This is a genomic window from Burkholderia sp. HAN2018, assembly GCF_024704855.1.
GTDB lineage: Bacteria > Pseudomonadota > Gammaproteobacteria > Burkholderiales > Burkholderiaceae > Burkholderia > Burkholderia cepacia.
Map to the genome: position 1 here is coordinate 1 of NZ_QOBB01000088.1, position 17,657 is coordinate 17,657.

The window sequence follows — 17,657 nt, forward strand, 5'->3', positions numbered from 1 at the left end:
GCTGCGCCGGCCACGCCCGCCACGCATCGCCGGCTGCGCGACACGCTGCACGCGCTCGTCGGCCTGCGCCTGTCGCTGTATCCGGCCGCGGCGGGGCAGCCGCCGCAGGCGCCCGACGGAGCACGCGCATGATCCCGCTTTCCCATCCGTCTTTCCGACCGCGACCATGATCGGCGAAATCGACATCTTCGGCGTATTCGTGCCGGCCCCGCTCGTGCTGATGCTGATCGCCTACCTGATCAACATCGTCGTGCGCGCCGTGCTCGAGCGCGTCGGCTTCTACCGCCTCGTCTGGCACCGTTCGATCTTCGACCTCGGCATCTACGTGTTCGTGTTTGCCGCCGTCGTGATCGTTTCCCACCATCTCGTGGCTAGCTAACCGTGAAAAAAACCTGGCTCTCGGCAGGGCAAATCCTGCTTACCCTGATCGTCGTCGTCGTGGCGGCCGTCGTGCTGTGGCGCATCGTCAACTACTACATGTTCTCGCCGTGGACCCGCGACGGTCACGTGCGCGCCGACGTGATCCAGGTCGCGCCGGACGTGGCGGGCCTCATCACGTCGGTGCACGTCGCCGACAACCAGGAGGTCAAGCGCGGCCAGGTGCTGTTCGTGATCGACCAGGCCCGCTACACGCTCGCGGAACGCCTCGCCGAAGCCACGCTCGCCCAGCGCCGTGCGACGCTCGCCCAGGCGAAGCGCGAATACGCGCGCAACCTGCAGCTCGGCAACCTGGTCGCGAGCGAACAGGTCGAGGAAAGCCGCACGCGCGTCGAACAAGGTGACGCCGCCGTCGCCGATGCGCAGGTGTCGCTCGACACCGCGAAGCTGAACCTCCAGCGCACGACGATCGTCAGTCCCGTAGACGGCTACCTGAACGACCGCGCGCCGCGCATCGGCGAATACGTGCCGGCCGGCCGCGCGGTGCTGTCGATCGTCGACCGCAATTCGTTCCGCGTCGACGGCTACTTCGAGGAAACCAAGCTGCGCGGCATCCATATCGGCCAGCCGGTCGACATCATCGTGATGGGCGAACCGCATACGCTGCGCGGCCACGTGCAGAGCATCGTCGCCGCGATCGAGGATCGCGACCGCACGCAGGGTGCGAACCTGCTGCCGAACGTGAACCCGGCATTCAGCTGGGTGCGTCTCGCGCAACGCGTGCCGGTGCGCGTCGTGCTCGACGAAGTGCCCGACGATTTCCGCATGATCGCGGGCCGCACCGCGACCGTCTCGATGCGCGAAGCCGACACGCGCCGCAACGACAACGCGAAGCCGGCAGGCGCCGGCACGGCGTCGGCCGTCGCGCCGGGTTCGACGGCTTCCGCCACGGCCGCCAGCGCAACGGGAGCATCGCAATGAAGCGGCATGGACTGCGCCTCGCCGCGACGCTCGCACCGCTTGCGCTGGCACTCGGCGCGTGCAAGTCCGTCGGCCCCGATTACACGCTGCCGCAGCAGGCGTACGTGAATGCGCCGCTCGCGAACCACGCGCTCGACGATGCGAACAGCACGCTCGTGTCGCGCGACGCCGTGCCCGGCAACTGGTGGCAGCTCTACGACGATCCCGTGCTCAACGCGCTCGTGCGCGATGCACTGAAGTCGAACACCGACCTGCGCGTCGCCGCGGCCAACCTCGCGCGCTCGCGCGCGGCGCTGGAAGTCGCGAGCCAGCAGGGCGGCTTCTCGGGCGGCGCGGAAGCCGCCGTGCAGCGCGCGCAGGAATCGGCCGAGCAATACCTGCTCGAGAACAAGCTGCCGGTCGTCAACGAAGGCGCGGTCGGCATCAATGTGTCGTACGAGATCGACCTGTTCGGCAAGCTGCGGCGCGGCGTCGAAGCCGCGCGCGCGGACAGCGAGGCCGTCAGGGCCGCCGGCGACCTGGCGCGCATCACGGTCGTCGCCGACGTCGTGCGCGCGTACGTCGAATCGTGCTCGGCCGGCGACGAGCTGGCCATCGCGAAGCAGTCGCTCGCGCTGCAGAAGCAGCGCGTCGCGCTGTCGCAGCGGCTGCGCGATGCCGGGCGCGGCAACCAGACCGACGTGACGCGCGGCGTGACGCAGGTGCGCACCCTCGCCGCCGATATCCCGCGCTTCGAAGGCCGCCGCAAGGTCGCGCAATACCAGCTCGCCGCGCTGCTCGCGCGCTCGCCGGCCGACCTGCCGAAGGCCGTCGCCGAATGCGAGCGCCTGCCGAAGCTGCGCCAGCCGATTCCGATCGGCGACGGTGCCGCGCTGCTGCGCCGCCGCCCGGACGTGCGCGAAGCCGAGCGGCAACTCGCCGCCGCGACCGCGCGCATCGGGGTGGCAACCGCCGCGCTGTACCCGTCGATCAGCATCGGTGCGTCGGCCGGCTCGGTCGGTGTCGCCGCCGACCTGTTCTCGTCCAACACGAATCGCTGGTCGTTCGGCCCGCTGATCAGCTGGTCGTTCCCCGTCAACGGCCAGCGTGCGCGAGTGCGCGAAGCCGAAGCCGCGACGGGCGGCGCGCTCGCGCACTTCGACGGTGTCGTACTGAACGCGCTGCGCGAGACGCAGTCGAGCCTCGCGACCTACGCGGCCGACGTGCAGCGCACGGAAGCACTGCGCACGGCTTATGAATCGGCACGCAGTTCCGCCGACGAAACGCATCGTCTCTATGTGGCCGGCCGCGAGTCGTTCATCTCCGACCTCGACGCGACGCGCACGCTGACGAGCGTGCAGGCGCAGGTGGCGGCAGCCGAAGGCCAGGTCGCGGCCGACCAGGTGCGGCTCTTCCTCGCGCTCGGCGGCGGATGGGATGACGATACGGCATCCGACGCGTCGAAACAGATATCGAAACAGACGCCGAAGCCGGCACCCGCAAGCGGTGCGTCGGCGGCCTCGGCCGCCGTGACCGCAGCCGAGTAACCTGCCGGTGAAGAACGGGGAGCGCGTTTGCCGCGCTACGCGCGCCGTCCGCTGATCAACTCGCCGGGTGACGCGCGCGCGGCCAGCCTGGGCTCTCCGGAAACGTCCGACGCATGGCGCCCCGGGCAGCCGTGCGACCGCGCGCAACCGTAATGCCGGGCATCGCAAACCCGAGCCGCATTGGGCCGGCATTGAAGGTAAACTCGTCCGCACTTTTCCGTCTCTTACTCGCCGCCCGCCGGGCGGTTCATTTTCCGGAGATCCATCATGCGAACCAGCGCCCGCAACCATTTCGCCGGCCAGGTCAGCGCCGTCAAGGCCGGTGCCGTCAACGACGAAATCACGCTCCGGACGCAGGACGGCCTCGACATCGTCGCCGTGATCACCCACGGCAGCGCGGCTTCGCTGGGCCTCGCGGCCGGCTCGAAGGCGTTCGCACTCGTGAAGGCGTCTTCGGTCATCGTGATGGTCGACGTCGACAGCAGCAAGGTGTCGGCCCGCAACTGCGTCGCGGGCACCGTATCGTCGGTCACGAAAGGCGCGGTCAATTCGGAAGTCGTGGTCAAGGCCGCGGGCGGCGCCGAGATCGTCGCGATCGTCACCAACGACAGCGTCGATCGCCTCGGCCTCGCGAGCGGTACGGCTGCGTCCGCGATCTTCAAGGCATCGAGCGTGATCGTCGGCGTCGAGTGAACGCGTGACGATCGTGATGGCGATGGCGATCCGTTTGGCATCGCGCATTCGTGCGGATCATGCGGATCGCACCGTGCGGCTGTCGCGCCGATGCCGACGATGACCGCCGCGTTCGATGACGCTCGACAACGGGCGCTGCAGTCGCTGCTGTCCGCAGCCGCAAACGCCGACACGCCCGACGCACGCCTGTTCGGCACGCTCGTTGCGGCACGCGCGCGCCGCAACGACCTCGGGCTGCTCGGCCTGTCTCATCCGCAACTGGCCGCCGTGCTGACGCGGCAGTTTCCGCGCCTGCCTGCGGCCGACGCCGCGGCTCTCGTGCCGACAGCCGCGACAGCGCTGCTGCCATCCACCCACGCTGCGTTTGTCGCGACGCTGCACGCGCGGCTGATGGACGACGCGAATCCCGCCGTCGACCGCGACGACGCCGGCTGTCTCGCGTCGATCGTCGCGCACGCCTGCCTGCGCCCCGATCATCTGTGGCGCGATCTCGGGCTCGACGGGCGTGACGCTGTATCCGCGATGCTTGGTCGCTATTTCCCCGCGCTTGCCGCACGCAACGTCGCTCACCTGCGCTGGAAGAAATTTTTCGCGCAGGAAGTGGCGGCATCGCTCGATGTGCCGCCGGGCCCGGCGCCAGGGTGCCCGGGCTGTGAGGATTTCGGCTTCTGCTTTCCTCAAGCGCGATAGTCGCCACAGTAACCCGTGCTGCCGATTCGATTCGTCGCATCGCCATTCGAAGAAGCCGCGTTGGCCGACATTGCGCCCCCCAGCCTGCCGGCGTGCGGTTTCGAAGCCGCCTTCCGCTTCTACGAAAAAACCGGGATTCGCTGAAACCTGGCACGACTGCGGCTGGATACACATCGAGCACCGCGACCCGTTGCCGGAATTCCATCCGCATCGCAAATTCAATGCGGCGACGAGTTGGTTCAGTCGCCGCTTCCGGCTCGCGAACTTCCGCACGCTCTTAGACGACGTGCTCGCAGCCGGCATTCCCGAACAAACGACCGGTTGACCGCGCGCACCGGCCCACGCACAGAGCCTGGGGCGGCAGAGTCGGCTCACCGATCGATCCGGACAGATTGCCGCCCCAGTTGATCCAGAGCGAAGACCAGGCTCGTCCCCGTTGTTGCGACCGCGACCCGGCAGCGCTGCCAACAGATGCGAGCGCGATGCAGCGCATGCCCCATAAACGGTTACCTTACGCGCCGCTTCGTCCGCCGTTCGTGGCACGGTCAATGCCGGTGTCGGTGATGAATGTCCGGAAAATGCGCATGGCTGTGCGTGATCGGCAGATGCACGTGCGGATGCGTGTGCGGTTCGTTGCCGTCATACGTAAAGTCGTGCGCATGCTGGTGATGTTCGTCGTGCCGATGGGGGTGCGTGTGCTCGAGCCGCTCGTGCGTATGCGTGTGTTCATGCCGCTCGCGAACGTGCAGCCAGATACCGAGCGCCATCAGCACGGCAGCGATCCAGAACGCCGCGGGCGGCAGCGCGGGCCAGATCAGCAGCGACAGCACGACGCCGAACAACGGCGCGATCGAGAAATATGCGCCCGTGCGCGCGCTGCCGAGATGACGCAGCGCGACGACGAACAGCACGAGGCTGATCCCGTAGCCGCCGAGCCCCGTCAGCATCGCGGCGGCCGTGACCGGGAGAGCCGGCAGCGTCGCGCCGGTCGCCAGCGCGATGCCGATGTTCACGGGCCCTGCAATCAGCCCCTTCACGCACGCGATGACCATCGCATCGTTCGCGGCCACCTTGCGGGTCAGGTTGTTGTCGATCGCCCAGCACAGGCACGCGCCGACAATCAGCAACGCGCCGACCGGCACACCGGCCCGACCTGGCATCCACGACAGCAGCGTGCCGCCGGCGACGATCGCGACCATCCCGAGGAACACTTGCGTATCCACGTTCTCGCGAAACACCACCCATGCGATGACGGCCGTCAGCACGCCTTCGAGATTGAGCAGCAACGCGCTCGTCGCCGCTGGCGTGCTCGATAGCCCGAGCATCAGCAAGGCCGGCCCGGCCACCCCGCCCGCCGCGATCGCGCCGGCCAGCCACGGCAGGTCGGCGCGCTGCAGCGGCGCGGCGTCTGCGGCCGGTGCGTGACGGTTGTGCAGGCGGCGAAGCAGGATACCGATACCGAGCCCGACGCCGCTGCCGAGATAGAACAGACCGGCGACCATGAACGGCGACATCGCGCCGATCAGCGCCTTGGCAAGCGGTGTCGCGGCGCCGAACAGCGCGGCAGCGGTGAGCGCGACGAGAATCGCGGAATGTCTCGAGTGCATGATCGGACTGGATTGACGTTGAATGGCGCCGGTAGCGGCTTCGGGTTGTGTCGCAGTTGGCGTTCAGTACCTTTCTGAATGCAAGCTGCATCGCACCCGTCAACTTGCGAACGAACCGACGTGCCCCGGCGAGATTATCGCGCGTCAACGTGTCAGGACGACCGGGCGCGAGCGCTCACGCCGTGTCGATGCTTCCGGCATTGCGCCATTTTAGGAAACCGAATTAACTGGATGAAGCGTCGTCGCGTTCCGGACATGCGTACCGTCCACGCGCAAACGACACAGTCGAGACATCGCGCGTGCAGCACCGATCGACGAACTTTCTTCGTCCGGTTGCAGGGTCTGTTCGAGGCGGGATAGATAAGAACCCGGCGCGTCAGGCGCCGGTGGGAGGAGTCCTGACCTGCCTCTGTCGAGGCAGGTCAGTCAGTCGTGTCGTTCGCCGCAGGCGATGTGCATGCGGGTCAGCGCCGCGCGGCATGCAGCCGCGCGGTGCCGGTTACTCGTTTCCGGCCGTTTGCTGCTCGACCTGCGGCACTGCGTCGGCTTGCGCTTCCACGTTCGCCGGTTGCGGCTCGGCGGCCGCCTCGGCCTGCTGCTCGGCCTTCGGCTGCTGCTGCTCGGCCTTCGGCTGCTGCTGCGCGCCCTTGGCGGATTGCGCCGCGCCCTTGCCGGGGCGGCGAGCCTTCAGCCGGCGCGCCCGCGCTGCGTCGTCATGCGTGACGCGCCCCGCTTCGTTGCCCTGCAGGTCGACCCGCACGGCATCTTCGACGAGGCACGACCAGTAGCGGTTGCCGCGGCACCACGTCGACATCGCTTCGCGCAGTTCGGCTTCGTTGAGCCCGACGGCCTGTGCTTCGCGCGCGAGGTCGTCCCAGATGCCAACCTTGAGCGGCACTTTGGGGGCCGGATTCTTCGGGAACGCACGCGGAAACTTACGCTGCAGTTTGCCGATCGCAACGATGACCGGATCGACCGGCGCCGACGGCTTCGCCGATGCAGGCTTCGCGCGATGCGGTGCTTTGCCGCCGGCCGCAGCCGGCTTGGCGCCACGCTGCGGCTGGTCGCCGGACTTCGGCTTCGCGCCGGTGTCCGCCGGCGCTGCCGGCCGCTTCGCGTTGCGCTCCTGCTTGGCCTTCGCTGCGAGCTGCGCCCGCAATTCGGCAAGTTGTTCAAAACCCATAAATTCAATCCACCAGGAATATAAGGTGTGGTTCGTGCGGTCACGCCGCGCGGCGCACCAGCTTCGCCGCCATGCGTGCGACCCGTCTGCCGCCGAGGCGGAACACTACGGGGCCGCATCGCGCACGCCACTCTGTTTTCAGGCACCCGGCCACGATGCCGGACAAGGCAGGAGTGGAAGTATACCGGTACGCGCGACGGCCGGTTGACTCACTGGTCTGCATTGACCCGATTCGGGGTACCGGAAATGCATCCGTACGGTCGTGTTGCGCATTATATGGATACGTCTCCGGAAGTCACGTCGTTCACCCTCGTCGGCGGAAATCGGGGCCATCTTGCGCGCCGCGATTGCCCCGGCGGCGGCACTGGCCGACGCCCCACGAGAGGTATTCCGCCTTGGCGGCGCCGCCACGATCGTGCCGCATCGATGCGCCGCGAACCTCGGTCGCCATTCGCGATCCCGGGCGGCGCCGTCGGTTGCGTGTAAATCGACGATTGCGCCAATGTGAAGCACCCGGCGACGGATCGGCGCGTGTGTCGCGGCATGCGAATGCCTCCGTCGATCGCATCGATATCCATACTCGACTCGTTGCGTCCGCATCGATCCCGTCGCCTACGAAGATGCCGAAAAGTGCGTAGTATGGCCGGATCGATGGCGGCGGCGGTATCCCTCGGCCCCTTTCGCTGCGCACCGGGCCAGCCGTCGACATCTCGCTTGCCGGCGAAAAGAACCGGTTGCACGAAACGGAGCAGATACATGGTTCCCCCACATGACATCCCGCACGACGGCATCACGCGCGAGGAAATACACCACCGGCAGATCGACATGCGCGGCTATCGGCGCAGCGACGGCCAGTTCGAAGTAACAGCCTGCCTCGCGGATCGCAAGACTTTCGATTTCGCACCGCCGGGCGGCACCCGGACGGTCGCTGCGCTGTCGCCGATCCACGACCTCGGCGTGACATTGGTCTTCGACGCCGACATGATCGTCCGCGGCGTATCCACGTTCCTCCGGTCACATCCGTATGCGCAGTGTCCGGGTGGCGGCGACTCGCTGCAGGCGCTCGTCGGATTACGCATCGGCGCCGGCTGGAACAGCGAGGTTCGCAAGCGCCTGCCGTCCTGCGATACGTGCACGCACCTGAAGGAATTGCTCGGCCCGATCGCCACCACGGCCTATCAGACAATGGTCGGCATGCGGAGGTCATCGCTCGAGGAGCGCGACAGCGACGGAAAGCCGCTCAAGATCGACAGTTGCCATGCATATGGCGCATCGCGCGATCTGGTGAAACGCCTTTGGCCCGAATACCACCGGCCTTCGGCGCAAACAAAAGGCAGCTAAGCGCCAGGCAGTCGCGCCAGTCCAGTGCCCGCACCGCAGGATCGGTACCGCACCGGTGTGCACGCGTCATGTGCACGAACGTACTTCGGTCCGGCCTCACGCCGACCGGCCGAGGCTGTCGGCGGCCTGAGTGATCAGAAAACGCCCAGTGCAAGTCCCGCTGCAAGACCTGCGCCCAATTCGGCGCAGCGCGCGAGATCGTCGCCGTCGATCGTCTTGGCCGCGAGGATGCGTTCCGGCGTCTGCGCGTGCGTACAGACGATCAGGCCCGGTGCCACGCTCTTCAACCGCCAGCCCGTCGCGATCCGGTCGATCTGGCGCAAGGCGTTCTGTCCATCGCTTCCCGCGCAGATCATCACCGCATACGGGCGGCCGTTCACGCGATCGAGCGCCGCGTAGTAGCAGCGGTCGAAGAAATCCTTCATCAGCCCGGACATCGCCGCGAGATTCTCAGGTGTCGCAAACAGATAGGCATCGGCGTCCAGCACATCGTCTGCGCTCGTCGCGTCCGCGCGCTGCAGCCTGACGTCGACGCCGGATTGCTCGCGCGCCGCGCCGGCAGCCGCTTCGGCCATCTGTTGCGTGCCTCCGGTCATCGTGTGATAGACGATCAACAGTGTCTTCATGCGTCGTCACTCGCTTTCGGCTTCAGGTAAGCCGGTAGCATCGCCGGGTTCCGCTGGATGGCCAGCAATCATATGAGGCGGTTCTGCATCCGTGGATCTGCCGGTTTGCCGGCTCGTCGGGCCAGGGCGCGCGTCGAACATGCGCATTGCGCCGGCCTCGCTTCGCGCATGATCGACCGGATGCACGATCAGTCCGCTGCGGCGCGTGATGCGTCGGGGTCTTCCGGTCGCGCGTAGTACGCGAGAAACATGTCTGCGGCGGATTCCGCGACTTTTAGTTGCTCCGGCGCCGCGAGTGGCGGCTGACCCATCGTGATCTGCGGCCAGAACGCGAATGCCTTCACGACACCGTGCAGCTGATGCGCGGCAAACACCGGATCGGTGACCGACAGGCGTCCGGCCGCCGCGGCCGTTCGCACCCAGACGGTCATGTCTTCCTCGCGCTCGCCGAGACGCTCGACCATGTCGCGCGCGCGTTCCGGCGAATGGATGGCCGCACCGATCGCGACACGTGCGAGCGCGAGAAATGCCTCGTCGCCGAGCAGGCGCATTTTGCGCTCCAGCAACGCGAGCAATTGCTCGCGCAGCGGCACGTCGGAACGATAGGTTGGCGAGCTGCCGGTTCGAGTCGCATCCCACAATTTTTGCAGGATCGCGGCGAACAGCGTTTCCTTGCCCGGAAAGTGGTTGTAGACCGTGCGTTTCGACACGTCCGCGCGCGCGGCGATTCGATCCATGCTGGTCGCGTCGTAACCCGACGCGAGAAATTCCTCGATGGCCGCGTCGACGATGGCCGCGCGCTTTCGATCGGTCAGGCGCTGAGGGGGAGTGCTGGTATCCATTCGGAAATTTTACACCGCGTAGTTTACTTACCCAAAAAATAAACTACACTGTTTAGTGTACTTTATTCTCCGGACGAACCTACATGGCATCGCCTCTCGTTTTGATTCATCGCATTCTGGGTTTTGCGGCCGCCCGACGCGGCCGCACGCTGTCTGGCGGCTCGCCGCAGCACAATGGCGAGCGCTTCAGCAATGTCGCGCCCCGGCCGGCCGAGGGGTTGGGCAAGACACTCGGCATCGCGTGGAACATGCTGTTCAACAAGCCGCGCAATACCGTGCCCGCAGGGATGCTGCCCGTCGATTCGCTGACCCGGGCGGAACTCGACGCGGCCGCCGATCGCAGCCTGTACCGGCTCGGCCATTCAACGCTGCTGCTCAAGCTGCGCGGCGAATTCTGGCTAACCGATCCCGTCTTTGCCGAGCGCGCGTCGCCGTTTCGTCGCGTCGGCCCAAAGCGCTTCCATGCGCCTCCGATCGCACTCGAAGATCTTCCGCCGCTGCGCGGCGTGATCCTGTCGCACGATCACTACGATCATCTCGACCGCGACACGGTGCTCGCGCTCGCGGCAACCACCGGTGTGTTCGTGACAACGCTGGGTGTCGGCGACCGCCTGATCGAGTGGGGAATCGACGCGAAGAAAGTCCGTCAGCTCGACTGGTGGCAGAGTGTCGACGAAGCCGGCTTGACGCTGACCGCCACGCCTGCCCAGCATTTTTCCGGGCGCAGCCTGTTTGATGGCAACAGCACGCTGTGGGCATCCTGGGTCATCGTCGACGACGACTTGCGCGTGTTCTTCAGCGGCGACACGGGCTACTTCGATGGTTTCCGGACGATCGGCGAGCGCCTCGGGCCGTTCGACGTCACGCTGATCGAAACAGGCGCATACGATGCGCAATGGCCGTACGTCCACATGCAGCCGGAAGAAACCGTGCAGGCGCACATCGATTTGCGCGGACGCTGGCTGGTCCCGATCCACAATGGCACATTCGATCTCGCGATGCACCGCTGGCAAGAACCGTTCGAGCGCGTCACGGCGCTGGCGATCGTGCGTGGCGTCGAACTGTCGACGCCCAGGATGGGCGAGCGCCTCGCTCTGGACGAGCCGCATCGCGGCGAGCGGTGGTGGCGCACTGTGGACGAGCGCGCGCCATCCGTTGCCACGAAATCACGCCGCTGGCCACTTTGCACGTCGCAAGCGACGAAGTAGGTACACCGGACATTGCGCATTTTCCCGGGAGCGCGGCAACGCCGAGCCTCCGGGAAGCTCGTTTCCGGCGTACCTGCATGTCGATGGGCCCGCCTGTAGACCCGATTACCCGAGTAGAGAAGTCATGCATCCGGCACCTGCCCCATACTCCCCCGGCCAACAGGTCGACGCCGCCACCATTGCTGCATTCAACCCCGTCTCTCCCCGATCGACCCGCCAGAGCCGGGAGAGCGACCTGCGGCTGACACTCGCAGAGCGCGTCGCGAGGTGGACGGACGGTGTTGACCACCTCACCACGGCCATTCCGAACCTGAGCCTCCATCGAAGGGAGACACCGACGCAGCCGATGGACTGCATGGTCGAGCCAAGCTTCGGGCTCGTCGTCCAGGGCACGAAGCGGATCATTCAAAGCGGCGATGTGTATCTATGCGATGCCAACCGTTTTCTGATCACGTCGCTCGACTTGCCTGGTTCAACGCAGGTCATCGAAGCCAGCCGAGAAACGCCGTTTCTCGGGATCGGGCTCAAGCTTGATTTTCGCGTCATGGCCGAACTGATGGCGCAGGTCGCACCGGATCATGAGGATGCCCCCGCAGGTCGCGGCCTCGTCGTCGGCGATATGACCGAACCGCTCTACGACGCAGTCAACCGGTTGCTGGCGTTGCTCGATGATCCCAACGCCATTGCAGTTCTCGCTCCGTACGTCGAGCGGGAAATCTATTACCGGCTACTGACGAGCGGCCAGGGTGGCCGCCTGCGTCAGATTGCGTCCGCCGGCAGCAAGGGCAACCGCGTGTCGCGGGCGATCCAGTGGTTGCGAACCCATTACGACGAGTCGCTGCGAGTCGACGATCTGGCGACGCAGGTTCAGATGAGCAGTTCGACTTTCCATCACCACTTCCGCCTGCTCACTGGCATGAGTCCGCTGCAGTACCAGAAATGGATACGACTCAACGAAGCACGTCGGCTGATGCTGTCCGAGCGACTCGACGCCACGTCGGCATCGTTCCGGGTTGGATATGCGAGCCCGACCCAGTTCAACCGCGAATACAGTCGGCTGTTCGGCAATTCGCCGCGAAGAGATATCGATAACCTGCGCAGCGGAACGGATGTCGTTCTGTCGGTGGCGGCAACTTACTGATCGCCGGAGTCGTACCGAAGATGCAGGATACCGATTTTGGCGGTATCCGCAGAATGGTTGGATCGGTTCCACGCTTGGTCCGGGCGAGTCACACGCTTGCAGCGGGACGCGCGCCTCTCGATTTCTTGCCGACTCAGGACTGACGGCTCGGCGGCCGCCTGGCGACTTGTAATCGAATATCGAGTGATGCGTGACTGCCCCTCGAAGTCGGATGTTTCCCCCAACTCGCGAGCAAAGTACAGATACAAGCAGTTCGTTCCATGCCGCTCTCATGAGCCGGTGATGACTTCGCCCCCCTCTTCAACGACCAAGTCCCTTGGCGGCCTTCCCAGCGCTCGGCCAAAAATTCTTTGGCGCCGGGATTCTCGCGTCACTCTGTAATCCAACGAGTTGAGCAACCAATGCGAGTTGTCACGTGACAACTCGCGCCGATTATTGGCGCGGACATCCGATCAGAGACTCGACAGCGTGTCGCGGTGTATGTGATCCGCGGAATTCGATTTGTCTCAGCTACCTGGGCGGGCCACATAAATCTCAAACACTACATAATACGTATCAATAAATACAAATCGACGCGTCTTTATGCACGCTGTCGGACGCTGGGCACGAAATGATCATGCGCCCCCATTTAAAGGCGCAATCTTGTCGGTATTGCGTGAAACAACATGAAGAATATTGCGCAACTCGTTGCTGGATAAGGACTTCCACGAGCATCGAATTTCTCGGAATTGTTTCACGATCTGGCCCGTTTGAGTTATCACGCGACCTTCAATCTGGGGTTTGTCGCAAATCGGAGCCTCGCACACGCGGCTGTCGCGCAAACGCTGCTACTGCGCCGGCGGGAACGGGGTAGGTACGACAAAGCCTCGCCCTCCCCTGCTGGCTAACGTTCGATGAAGATGAAACTGAACGTCCCCCAAAAAATGGGGACATATCAATGATGCTTACCGTATGCGCTCGGAGTGCTGTTTCAGTAAGCGGGCCCCACCATTTTTCAGGGGTATGAATGCAGATTGTCGGCGACGAAGGGGCGGAATCTGCGATCAATCGATGCATCAAACTCTTCGATACTGTGTGTGCCGACCGACGTGCAGGGCAACATGCCTTCAACACACATGCTCCTCAAACAACACTCCAGTTGTCACGTAACAACTCAGCAAACAACCGCCCCCTCCGGAGAATGGCCTTTCGCGACGAGCCAACAGTGACGAATCATCCCTTTACCGATCTATCTGTTCAATCAGCGGGGTTTGGTCGCAACAGGGATCAAAAACGACTCAGAGCGGTCGTTGCCGGACGTTCTGGGTCGATTGTCACGTGACAACTCACCTCGCTGCGAGGTAATCGTGCGAAACCAACGATCGAATATTGAAATGATCTCACCGAGGTCGTAACCGCGATCTATCCAAAGATTTCTCGGTGTCGGACCGCATCGAAAAGTGCCAAATTTCTACGTCTTGTCACGTGACAACTGAGCTTCCCGACGACATTCTCTAAGCCGACCTACCGGAGTCACTAAGAGTTTTGCCGAGAGCTCCGCAAGATCAAGCGGCCAGCCTCCAAGGCGTCAATCCGTCACCACCGTTAAAGCTCGTCGAACTTTCCCGCGATCTTTGTACGTGCATTTCGAGCAAGATCGTCGATTTTATTTTTACTCGATCATCGCCCATCGCTGACTCGTTAGCCATTCGGCTACTTGTCACGTGACAACCCAATCGGTCACTAAGACATACATCGCATCGACGGCTTTTTCTGGACATTTAGATAATAACTGCATATATTACGCAAAACTCCGTGGAGGAATTTAATGGCTTTCAAGATCGCCGTCAGTAATCAAAAAGGTGGGACTGGGAAGACAACCATCTCCGTCAATATCGCGGCTGCGTTCGAAGCAGGCGGCAATAAGGTCGCCCTGATCGATGCTGACCCTCAAGGCACGTCCGTCCGGTGGGTAACGAGCGGCGAGAACACGCTGCCGATGACGGTGCTTTCGCTGGCCCCTGCCGGCCGCGGCATTGGCGGTGAAATCAAAAAACAAGACGCGAACTTCGATGTGATCGTCGTCGACTGCCCCGGTAACCTCGAAGATCCGCGAATCGCATCGGTACTCGAAGTTGCCGATTTCTGCCTTGTGCCGCTGTCGCCGTCGCCTGCCGATCTCTACAGCACCGTCGCGATGATCCGCATGATCGAATCGATGCGATCCGTCCGTAACCCAAATCTGTCTTCCGCATTAATGCTGAATAGTGTTAATGGAAAAACTAAAATGCGTGAAGAAATTTTAAAAATTCTAAGAGCAGAAGAAATAGGGGAGCATCTGCTCGACAGCCAGATCGCGCAACGCGAGGTCTACCGTCAGACGTTTGCACTCGGCACCACGATCCATCATCACAATCGGTACCTGAAGGGCCTGAAAGAAGCCCGAGCGGAAATCGAAAAGCTGGTCACGGAAATGGCCCAATACATCGCGTCGACGCGCGCTACCGGAGCCGCCCATGGCTAAGGACACCTCGAAAGACAAGAAGCCGACCGGCAACCTGCATCTCGCAGCCGGCCTGCTGCGCGGGCTCGCGCAGGAAAATGCGGCACTCGAAACGCGGCTGCCCGAACCGGCGGCCGCACCGAGCACCATCGGCGAATCGGCGCCCGCCAGCGCTCCGCCCGCGGCCGCACCCGCTGGTACGGCCGATCTTGGCGCGCCACAGAAGGTGCTGGTCAAGGATTGCATTCCGAACCCGTTCAACCCGCGCGTGTTCTACTCGGAGTCGAGCCTGCACGAGCTCGCCCTGACGCTGAAACGGGAAGGGCAGATCGAGCCGATCAAGGTGACGCGGCTGCCGGAGTTTCCCGGCAAGCTCGTCGTGATCGACGGGCAACGCCGGCTTCGCGCGACGAGCATCAACGGCGACGAAACCATCAACGCCACGTTCCGCACCGATCACACGCCCGAGCAGCTCTACACGATCGCGTATCGCGCGAACCACGACCACGAACGCCAGACGATCTTCGACGATGCGGTCGCGTGGAAGCGTCTCCTCGACGAGAAGGTCTTTTCCGACCAGAACACGCTGGCGGAAAAGATCGGCAAGGACAAGGCATCGATCAGCAAGACGCTGTCGCTCAACGCACTCCCGAACACACTCCTTGAACGGATGGCGAGCGCGAACGACGTGGTCGGCCTGCAGGCGGCGTATTTCCTGAAGCTGATCTTCGAACGCCTGGGCGAACCGACGGCCGACCGGCTGCTGACGGCCGTGATCGACCGGAAAAAATCGGTTCGTGATCTCGAGAATTTCCTGCGTGCGCAAAGCGACGGCAGCAAGAAGGCAGGACGCACCCGTTACAGCGTCCGGCACGACTTCGCGCTCGAATCGCAAGCGATCGGTCAGTTGAAGACCTATCCGGACGGCCGCCTGGATCTGCAGCTCAAGGGCGTCGACGCATCGCACCAGGAGGCGCTCGCCGACAAGCTGAAGACCGTCATCGACGCGTACGTTGCCGAGCTGGCAACGGCTACGCAAAAGTAACGCGCGAAAAGCAGAAGGCCTCGCATCCGCGTTTCATCGCGAAGCCGGACGACGACGTCCGGCACGCGACGCGCACCCGGCTGCGAGGCCTCGTTCAGTTGCCTGCGAGACTGCTTTTCAGCAAGAATTCCAGCAAGTCGTCCGAGGTCGGTTCACCCCAAGTATCCAGCGCGAGCCATCGGAAGAAACTGGTCTGCGCGAGTTTGCTCGCCTTCTTCTTCGGCGACAGCGTCAAATCCTTCGAGCCTGCCACCGTCTCGTTGTAACGCTCGATCAGCTTGGTCTGGTCGTCGATCTCCAGTTCGCGGAAATACGCGCCTGCTTCCTCGACCTTCGCCGCCAGATATTTGTCGCGAATCTGTTCCTGCTTGCTCTGCGCGGATTCCTTCGCCGGTGCGGCCGCCTCCGTTCCCTGCCCGTCGGCCAGCGTATAGCCGTGCGTCAACGCCTTGCGGAAATACGCGGCCACGTTGTCGACCGGCGCCGCATTCTTCTTCGTAGTCCGATTTAGCGTGTAGGCAATTGCAGCCTTGATGCGCTGCACGCCGTATTGCGTGATCAGCCGACGCGCTTCCGAACGCGGAATGCCGAACTTGGCGACCTCCTCGACCAGCGCTTCGTTCTTGACGTCGCCGTCCTCCACCGTATCGGCGCTCTGCTTGCGCGTCACCTTGAACTGGACGGCTTCCACGCTCCGGCCGGACTTGTGTTCGATTAGCTCGAGCGTGTGATCCGAAACTTCGTTCACCTCCTGAATGCACGGCACCAGGACCTTGCTCTTGAACAGCTTGTATTCCTTGTACGACTGCGACGCCTTGTCCTGGCCGAGAATGAGGTCACGAAATTTCGGTAGCGGGATCTTCGCGGTGATGCCGATTCCTTCATAGCGCACCGTGTTTTCCCACAACGCGAGCGAGTGCGACCGCCGGAACTCGCGGGCGATCCGCATATCGATCAATGCGTAGATCTCGGGGTTGAGCAACTCGCTGCGAATCTGGTCGGAGAAGCTGTACTTCAGCACCGATTGCTCAAGCTCCGCGCCGGCGAGGAGGCCTGACGCTTTCCAGACGGTCGATCGATCCGCGGCCAGATAGTCCCAGTTGACGACGGTACTGATCAGCGAGTTGACCGTGTCCTTCACGTATTTCGTGTTGTTGCTGTTCAACCCGCTCTCGTGCGAGAGCGACGCGATCGAGATCGAGAAGCTCGTCCGGCCCGGCTCGAACGCCTCCTGCCGAAGCGCGTTCTTGATCAGCGAGCTGAACATCTTGCGCTGCTGCAGCCCGATCTTCCCGGACTTGGGCGCGATATGAATCGCCTGGACCGCCTTGCGCAGCAAGTCGGGAGGCTCGGGTGTCTGAAACAACGAAACCTGTTTGTCTGAGCCTTTGCTTGCGGGCTTGCGCGGCATCGTAATGTCCGGATAAGGTCACCTTGTTGAGAGCGGACTTTATACCTTTTCGCGGCGAGGGGCAACGCCCTTGTTCCTGCTTTACTTGCACTATCTCGGCTAACCTTCAGATCCAAAAGGAAAATATTCGATCAGACGATCTTTGCGGGACCCCATATCCATCTACCTTTCGATCAAAATGCTTCCCACAAGCTGCTACCTTTCATACCCGGTCACGGAAACCCGGCACGGGATTTGCCCTCGCCAAGGTAACCATCCATGGGAAACAGATGTGCAGAACCGAGATCGTTGGGCACATTCATGGTGCCGTGCAGCACAGTCTCGTTTTCCTCCCATAACTTGCTACCTTCATCGATTCCCACAGGAGGGTACCTTTCAACCGGTCTTGATTGCATGGACGCCGCAGACAGCTCCCATAAACGGCAACCCTCTGGTTTCCCCATAAGAGGTTACCTGTCCGTGCGATCGATCCTGTCCATGGGAACCAACCACTGGAAAACCTG

The 17,657-nt window shown here is 63.5% G+C and carries 15 protein-coding genes; 10 read left to right on the plus strand and 5 right to left on the minus strand.

Annotation, left to right across the window (positions count from 1 at the left end; all coding sequences use genetic code 11):
* Nucleotides 1–166 precede the first annotated feature (166 nt).
* The 5 genes from DPV74_RS21530 (at nucleotide 167) to DPV74_RS21550 (ending at nucleotide 4,268) form a co-directional block, all read left to right on the plus strand.
* Nucleotides 167–379: a DUF1656 domain-containing protein gene (locus DPV74_RS21530; RefSeq protein WP_027792190.1), complete on the plus strand. Its 213-nt coding sequence runs from the start codon at nucleotides 167–169 to the stop codon at nucleotides 377–379.
* Nucleotides 380–381: 2 nt separating this feature from the next.
* Nucleotides 382–1,359 carry an HlyD family secretion protein gene (locus tag DPV74_RS21535; protein WP_119337922.1) on the plus strand — a complete coding sequence of 326 codons (978 nt, stop codon included), beginning with the start codon at nucleotides 382–384 and terminating at the stop codon, nucleotides 1,357–1,359.
* Complete coding sequence (locus tag DPV74_RS21540) at nucleotides 1,356–2,885, plus strand: efflux transporter outer membrane subunit (protein ID WP_119337923.1); 1,530 nt, start codon at nucleotides 1,356–1,358, stop codon at nucleotides 2,883–2,885. The genes DPV74_RS21535 and DPV74_RS21540 overlap by 4 nt, the downstream gene beginning before the upstream one ends.
* A gap of 267 nt (nucleotides 2,886–3,152) precedes the next feature.
* Nucleotides 3,153–3,578, plus strand: coding sequence for a molybdopterin-binding protein (locus tag DPV74_RS21545; RefSeq protein ID WP_021163659.1), 426 nt, complete (start codon nucleotides 3,153–3,155; stop codon nucleotides 3,576–3,578).
* A gap of 99 nt (nucleotides 3,579–3,677) precedes the next feature.
* Nucleotides 3,678–4,268, plus strand: a complete 591-nt coding sequence (locus tag DPV74_RS21550) for a nitrogen fixation protein NifQ (protein WP_060170303.1) — start codon at nucleotides 3,678–3,680, stop codon at nucleotides 4,266–4,268.
* A gap of 545 nt (nucleotides 4,269–4,813) precedes the next feature.
* On the opposite strand, the gene DPV74_RS21555 is transcribed toward DPV74_RS21550, so the two are convergent.
* Together DPV74_RS21555 and DPV74_RS21560 are read right to left on the minus strand one after the other, a co-directional pair.
* Nucleotides 4,814–5,875, minus strand: coding sequence for a DMT family transporter (locus DPV74_RS21555; protein ID WP_060170057.1), 1,062 nt, complete (start codon nucleotides 5,873–5,875; stop codon nucleotides 4,814–4,816).
* A 499-nt stretch (nucleotides 5,876–6,374) separates the two neighbouring features.
* A complete protein-coding gene (locus DPV74_RS21560) occupies nucleotides 6,375–7,058 on the minus strand; it encodes a ProQ/FinO family protein (RefSeq protein WP_059551824.1) in 684 nt (227 codons plus the stop codon).
* A gap of 756 nt (nucleotides 7,059–7,814) precedes the next feature.
* On the opposite strand from DPV74_RS21560, the gene DPV74_RS21565 reads away from it, so the two are divergent.
* A complete protein-coding gene (locus DPV74_RS21565; protein WP_119337924.1) occupies nucleotides 7,815–8,399 on the plus strand; it encodes a DUF2889 domain-containing protein in 585 nt (194 codons plus the stop codon).
* A gap of 134 nt (nucleotides 8,400–8,533) precedes the next feature.
* On the opposite strand, the gene DPV74_RS21570 is transcribed toward DPV74_RS21565, so the two are convergent.
* Nucleotides 8,534–9,025: a flavodoxin family protein gene (locus tag DPV74_RS21570; RefSeq protein ID WP_059693699.1), complete on the minus strand. Its 492-nt coding sequence runs from the start codon at nucleotides 9,023–9,025 to the stop codon at nucleotides 8,534–8,536.
* Between the two features lie 188 nt (nucleotides 9,026–9,213).
* Nucleotides 9,214–9,867, minus strand: coding sequence for a TetR/AcrR family transcriptional regulator (locus DPV74_RS21575; RefSeq protein WP_027792198.1), 654 nt, complete (start codon nucleotides 9,865–9,867; stop codon nucleotides 9,214–9,216).
* 83 nt (nucleotides 9,868–9,950) lie between these two features.
* Between DPV74_RS21575 and DPV74_RS21580 the strand changes: the two genes are divergently transcribed.
* From DPV74_RS21580 to DPV74_RS21595, 4 genes are all read left to right on the plus strand, one after another.
* Nucleotides 9,951–11,075: an MBL fold metallo-hydrolase gene (locus DPV74_RS21580; protein WP_119337925.1), complete on the plus strand. Its 1,125-nt coding sequence runs from the start codon at nucleotides 9,951–9,953 to the stop codon at nucleotides 11,073–11,075.
* Nucleotides 11,076–11,199: 124 nt separating this feature from the next.
* Nucleotides 11,200–12,216, plus strand: coding sequence for an AraC family transcriptional regulator (locus DPV74_RS21585; RefSeq protein WP_119337926.1), 1,017 nt, complete (start codon nucleotides 11,200–11,202; stop codon nucleotides 12,214–12,216).
* Nucleotides 12,217–14,023: 1,807 nt separating this feature from the next.
* Nucleotides 14,024–14,719, plus strand: coding sequence for a ParA family protein (locus DPV74_RS21590; RefSeq protein ID WP_011350423.1), 696 nt, complete (start codon nucleotides 14,024–14,026; stop codon nucleotides 14,717–14,719).
* Nucleotides 14,712–15,743, plus strand: coding sequence for a ParB/RepB/Spo0J family partition protein (locus tag DPV74_RS21595; RefSeq protein WP_060170047.1), 1,032 nt, complete (start codon nucleotides 14,712–14,714; stop codon nucleotides 15,741–15,743). Before DPV74_RS21590 ends, DPV74_RS21595 begins: the two co-directional genes overlap by 8 nt.
* A gap of 94 nt (nucleotides 15,744–15,837) precedes the next feature.
* On the opposite strand, the gene DPV74_RS21600 is transcribed toward DPV74_RS21595, so the two are convergent.
* Nucleotides 15,838–17,154, minus strand: a complete 1,317-nt coding sequence (locus DPV74_RS21600) for a replication initiation protein (protein ID WP_021163671.1) — start codon at nucleotides 17,152–17,154, stop codon at nucleotides 15,838–15,840.
* Between the last annotated feature and the right edge of the window lie 503 nt (nucleotides 17,155–17,657).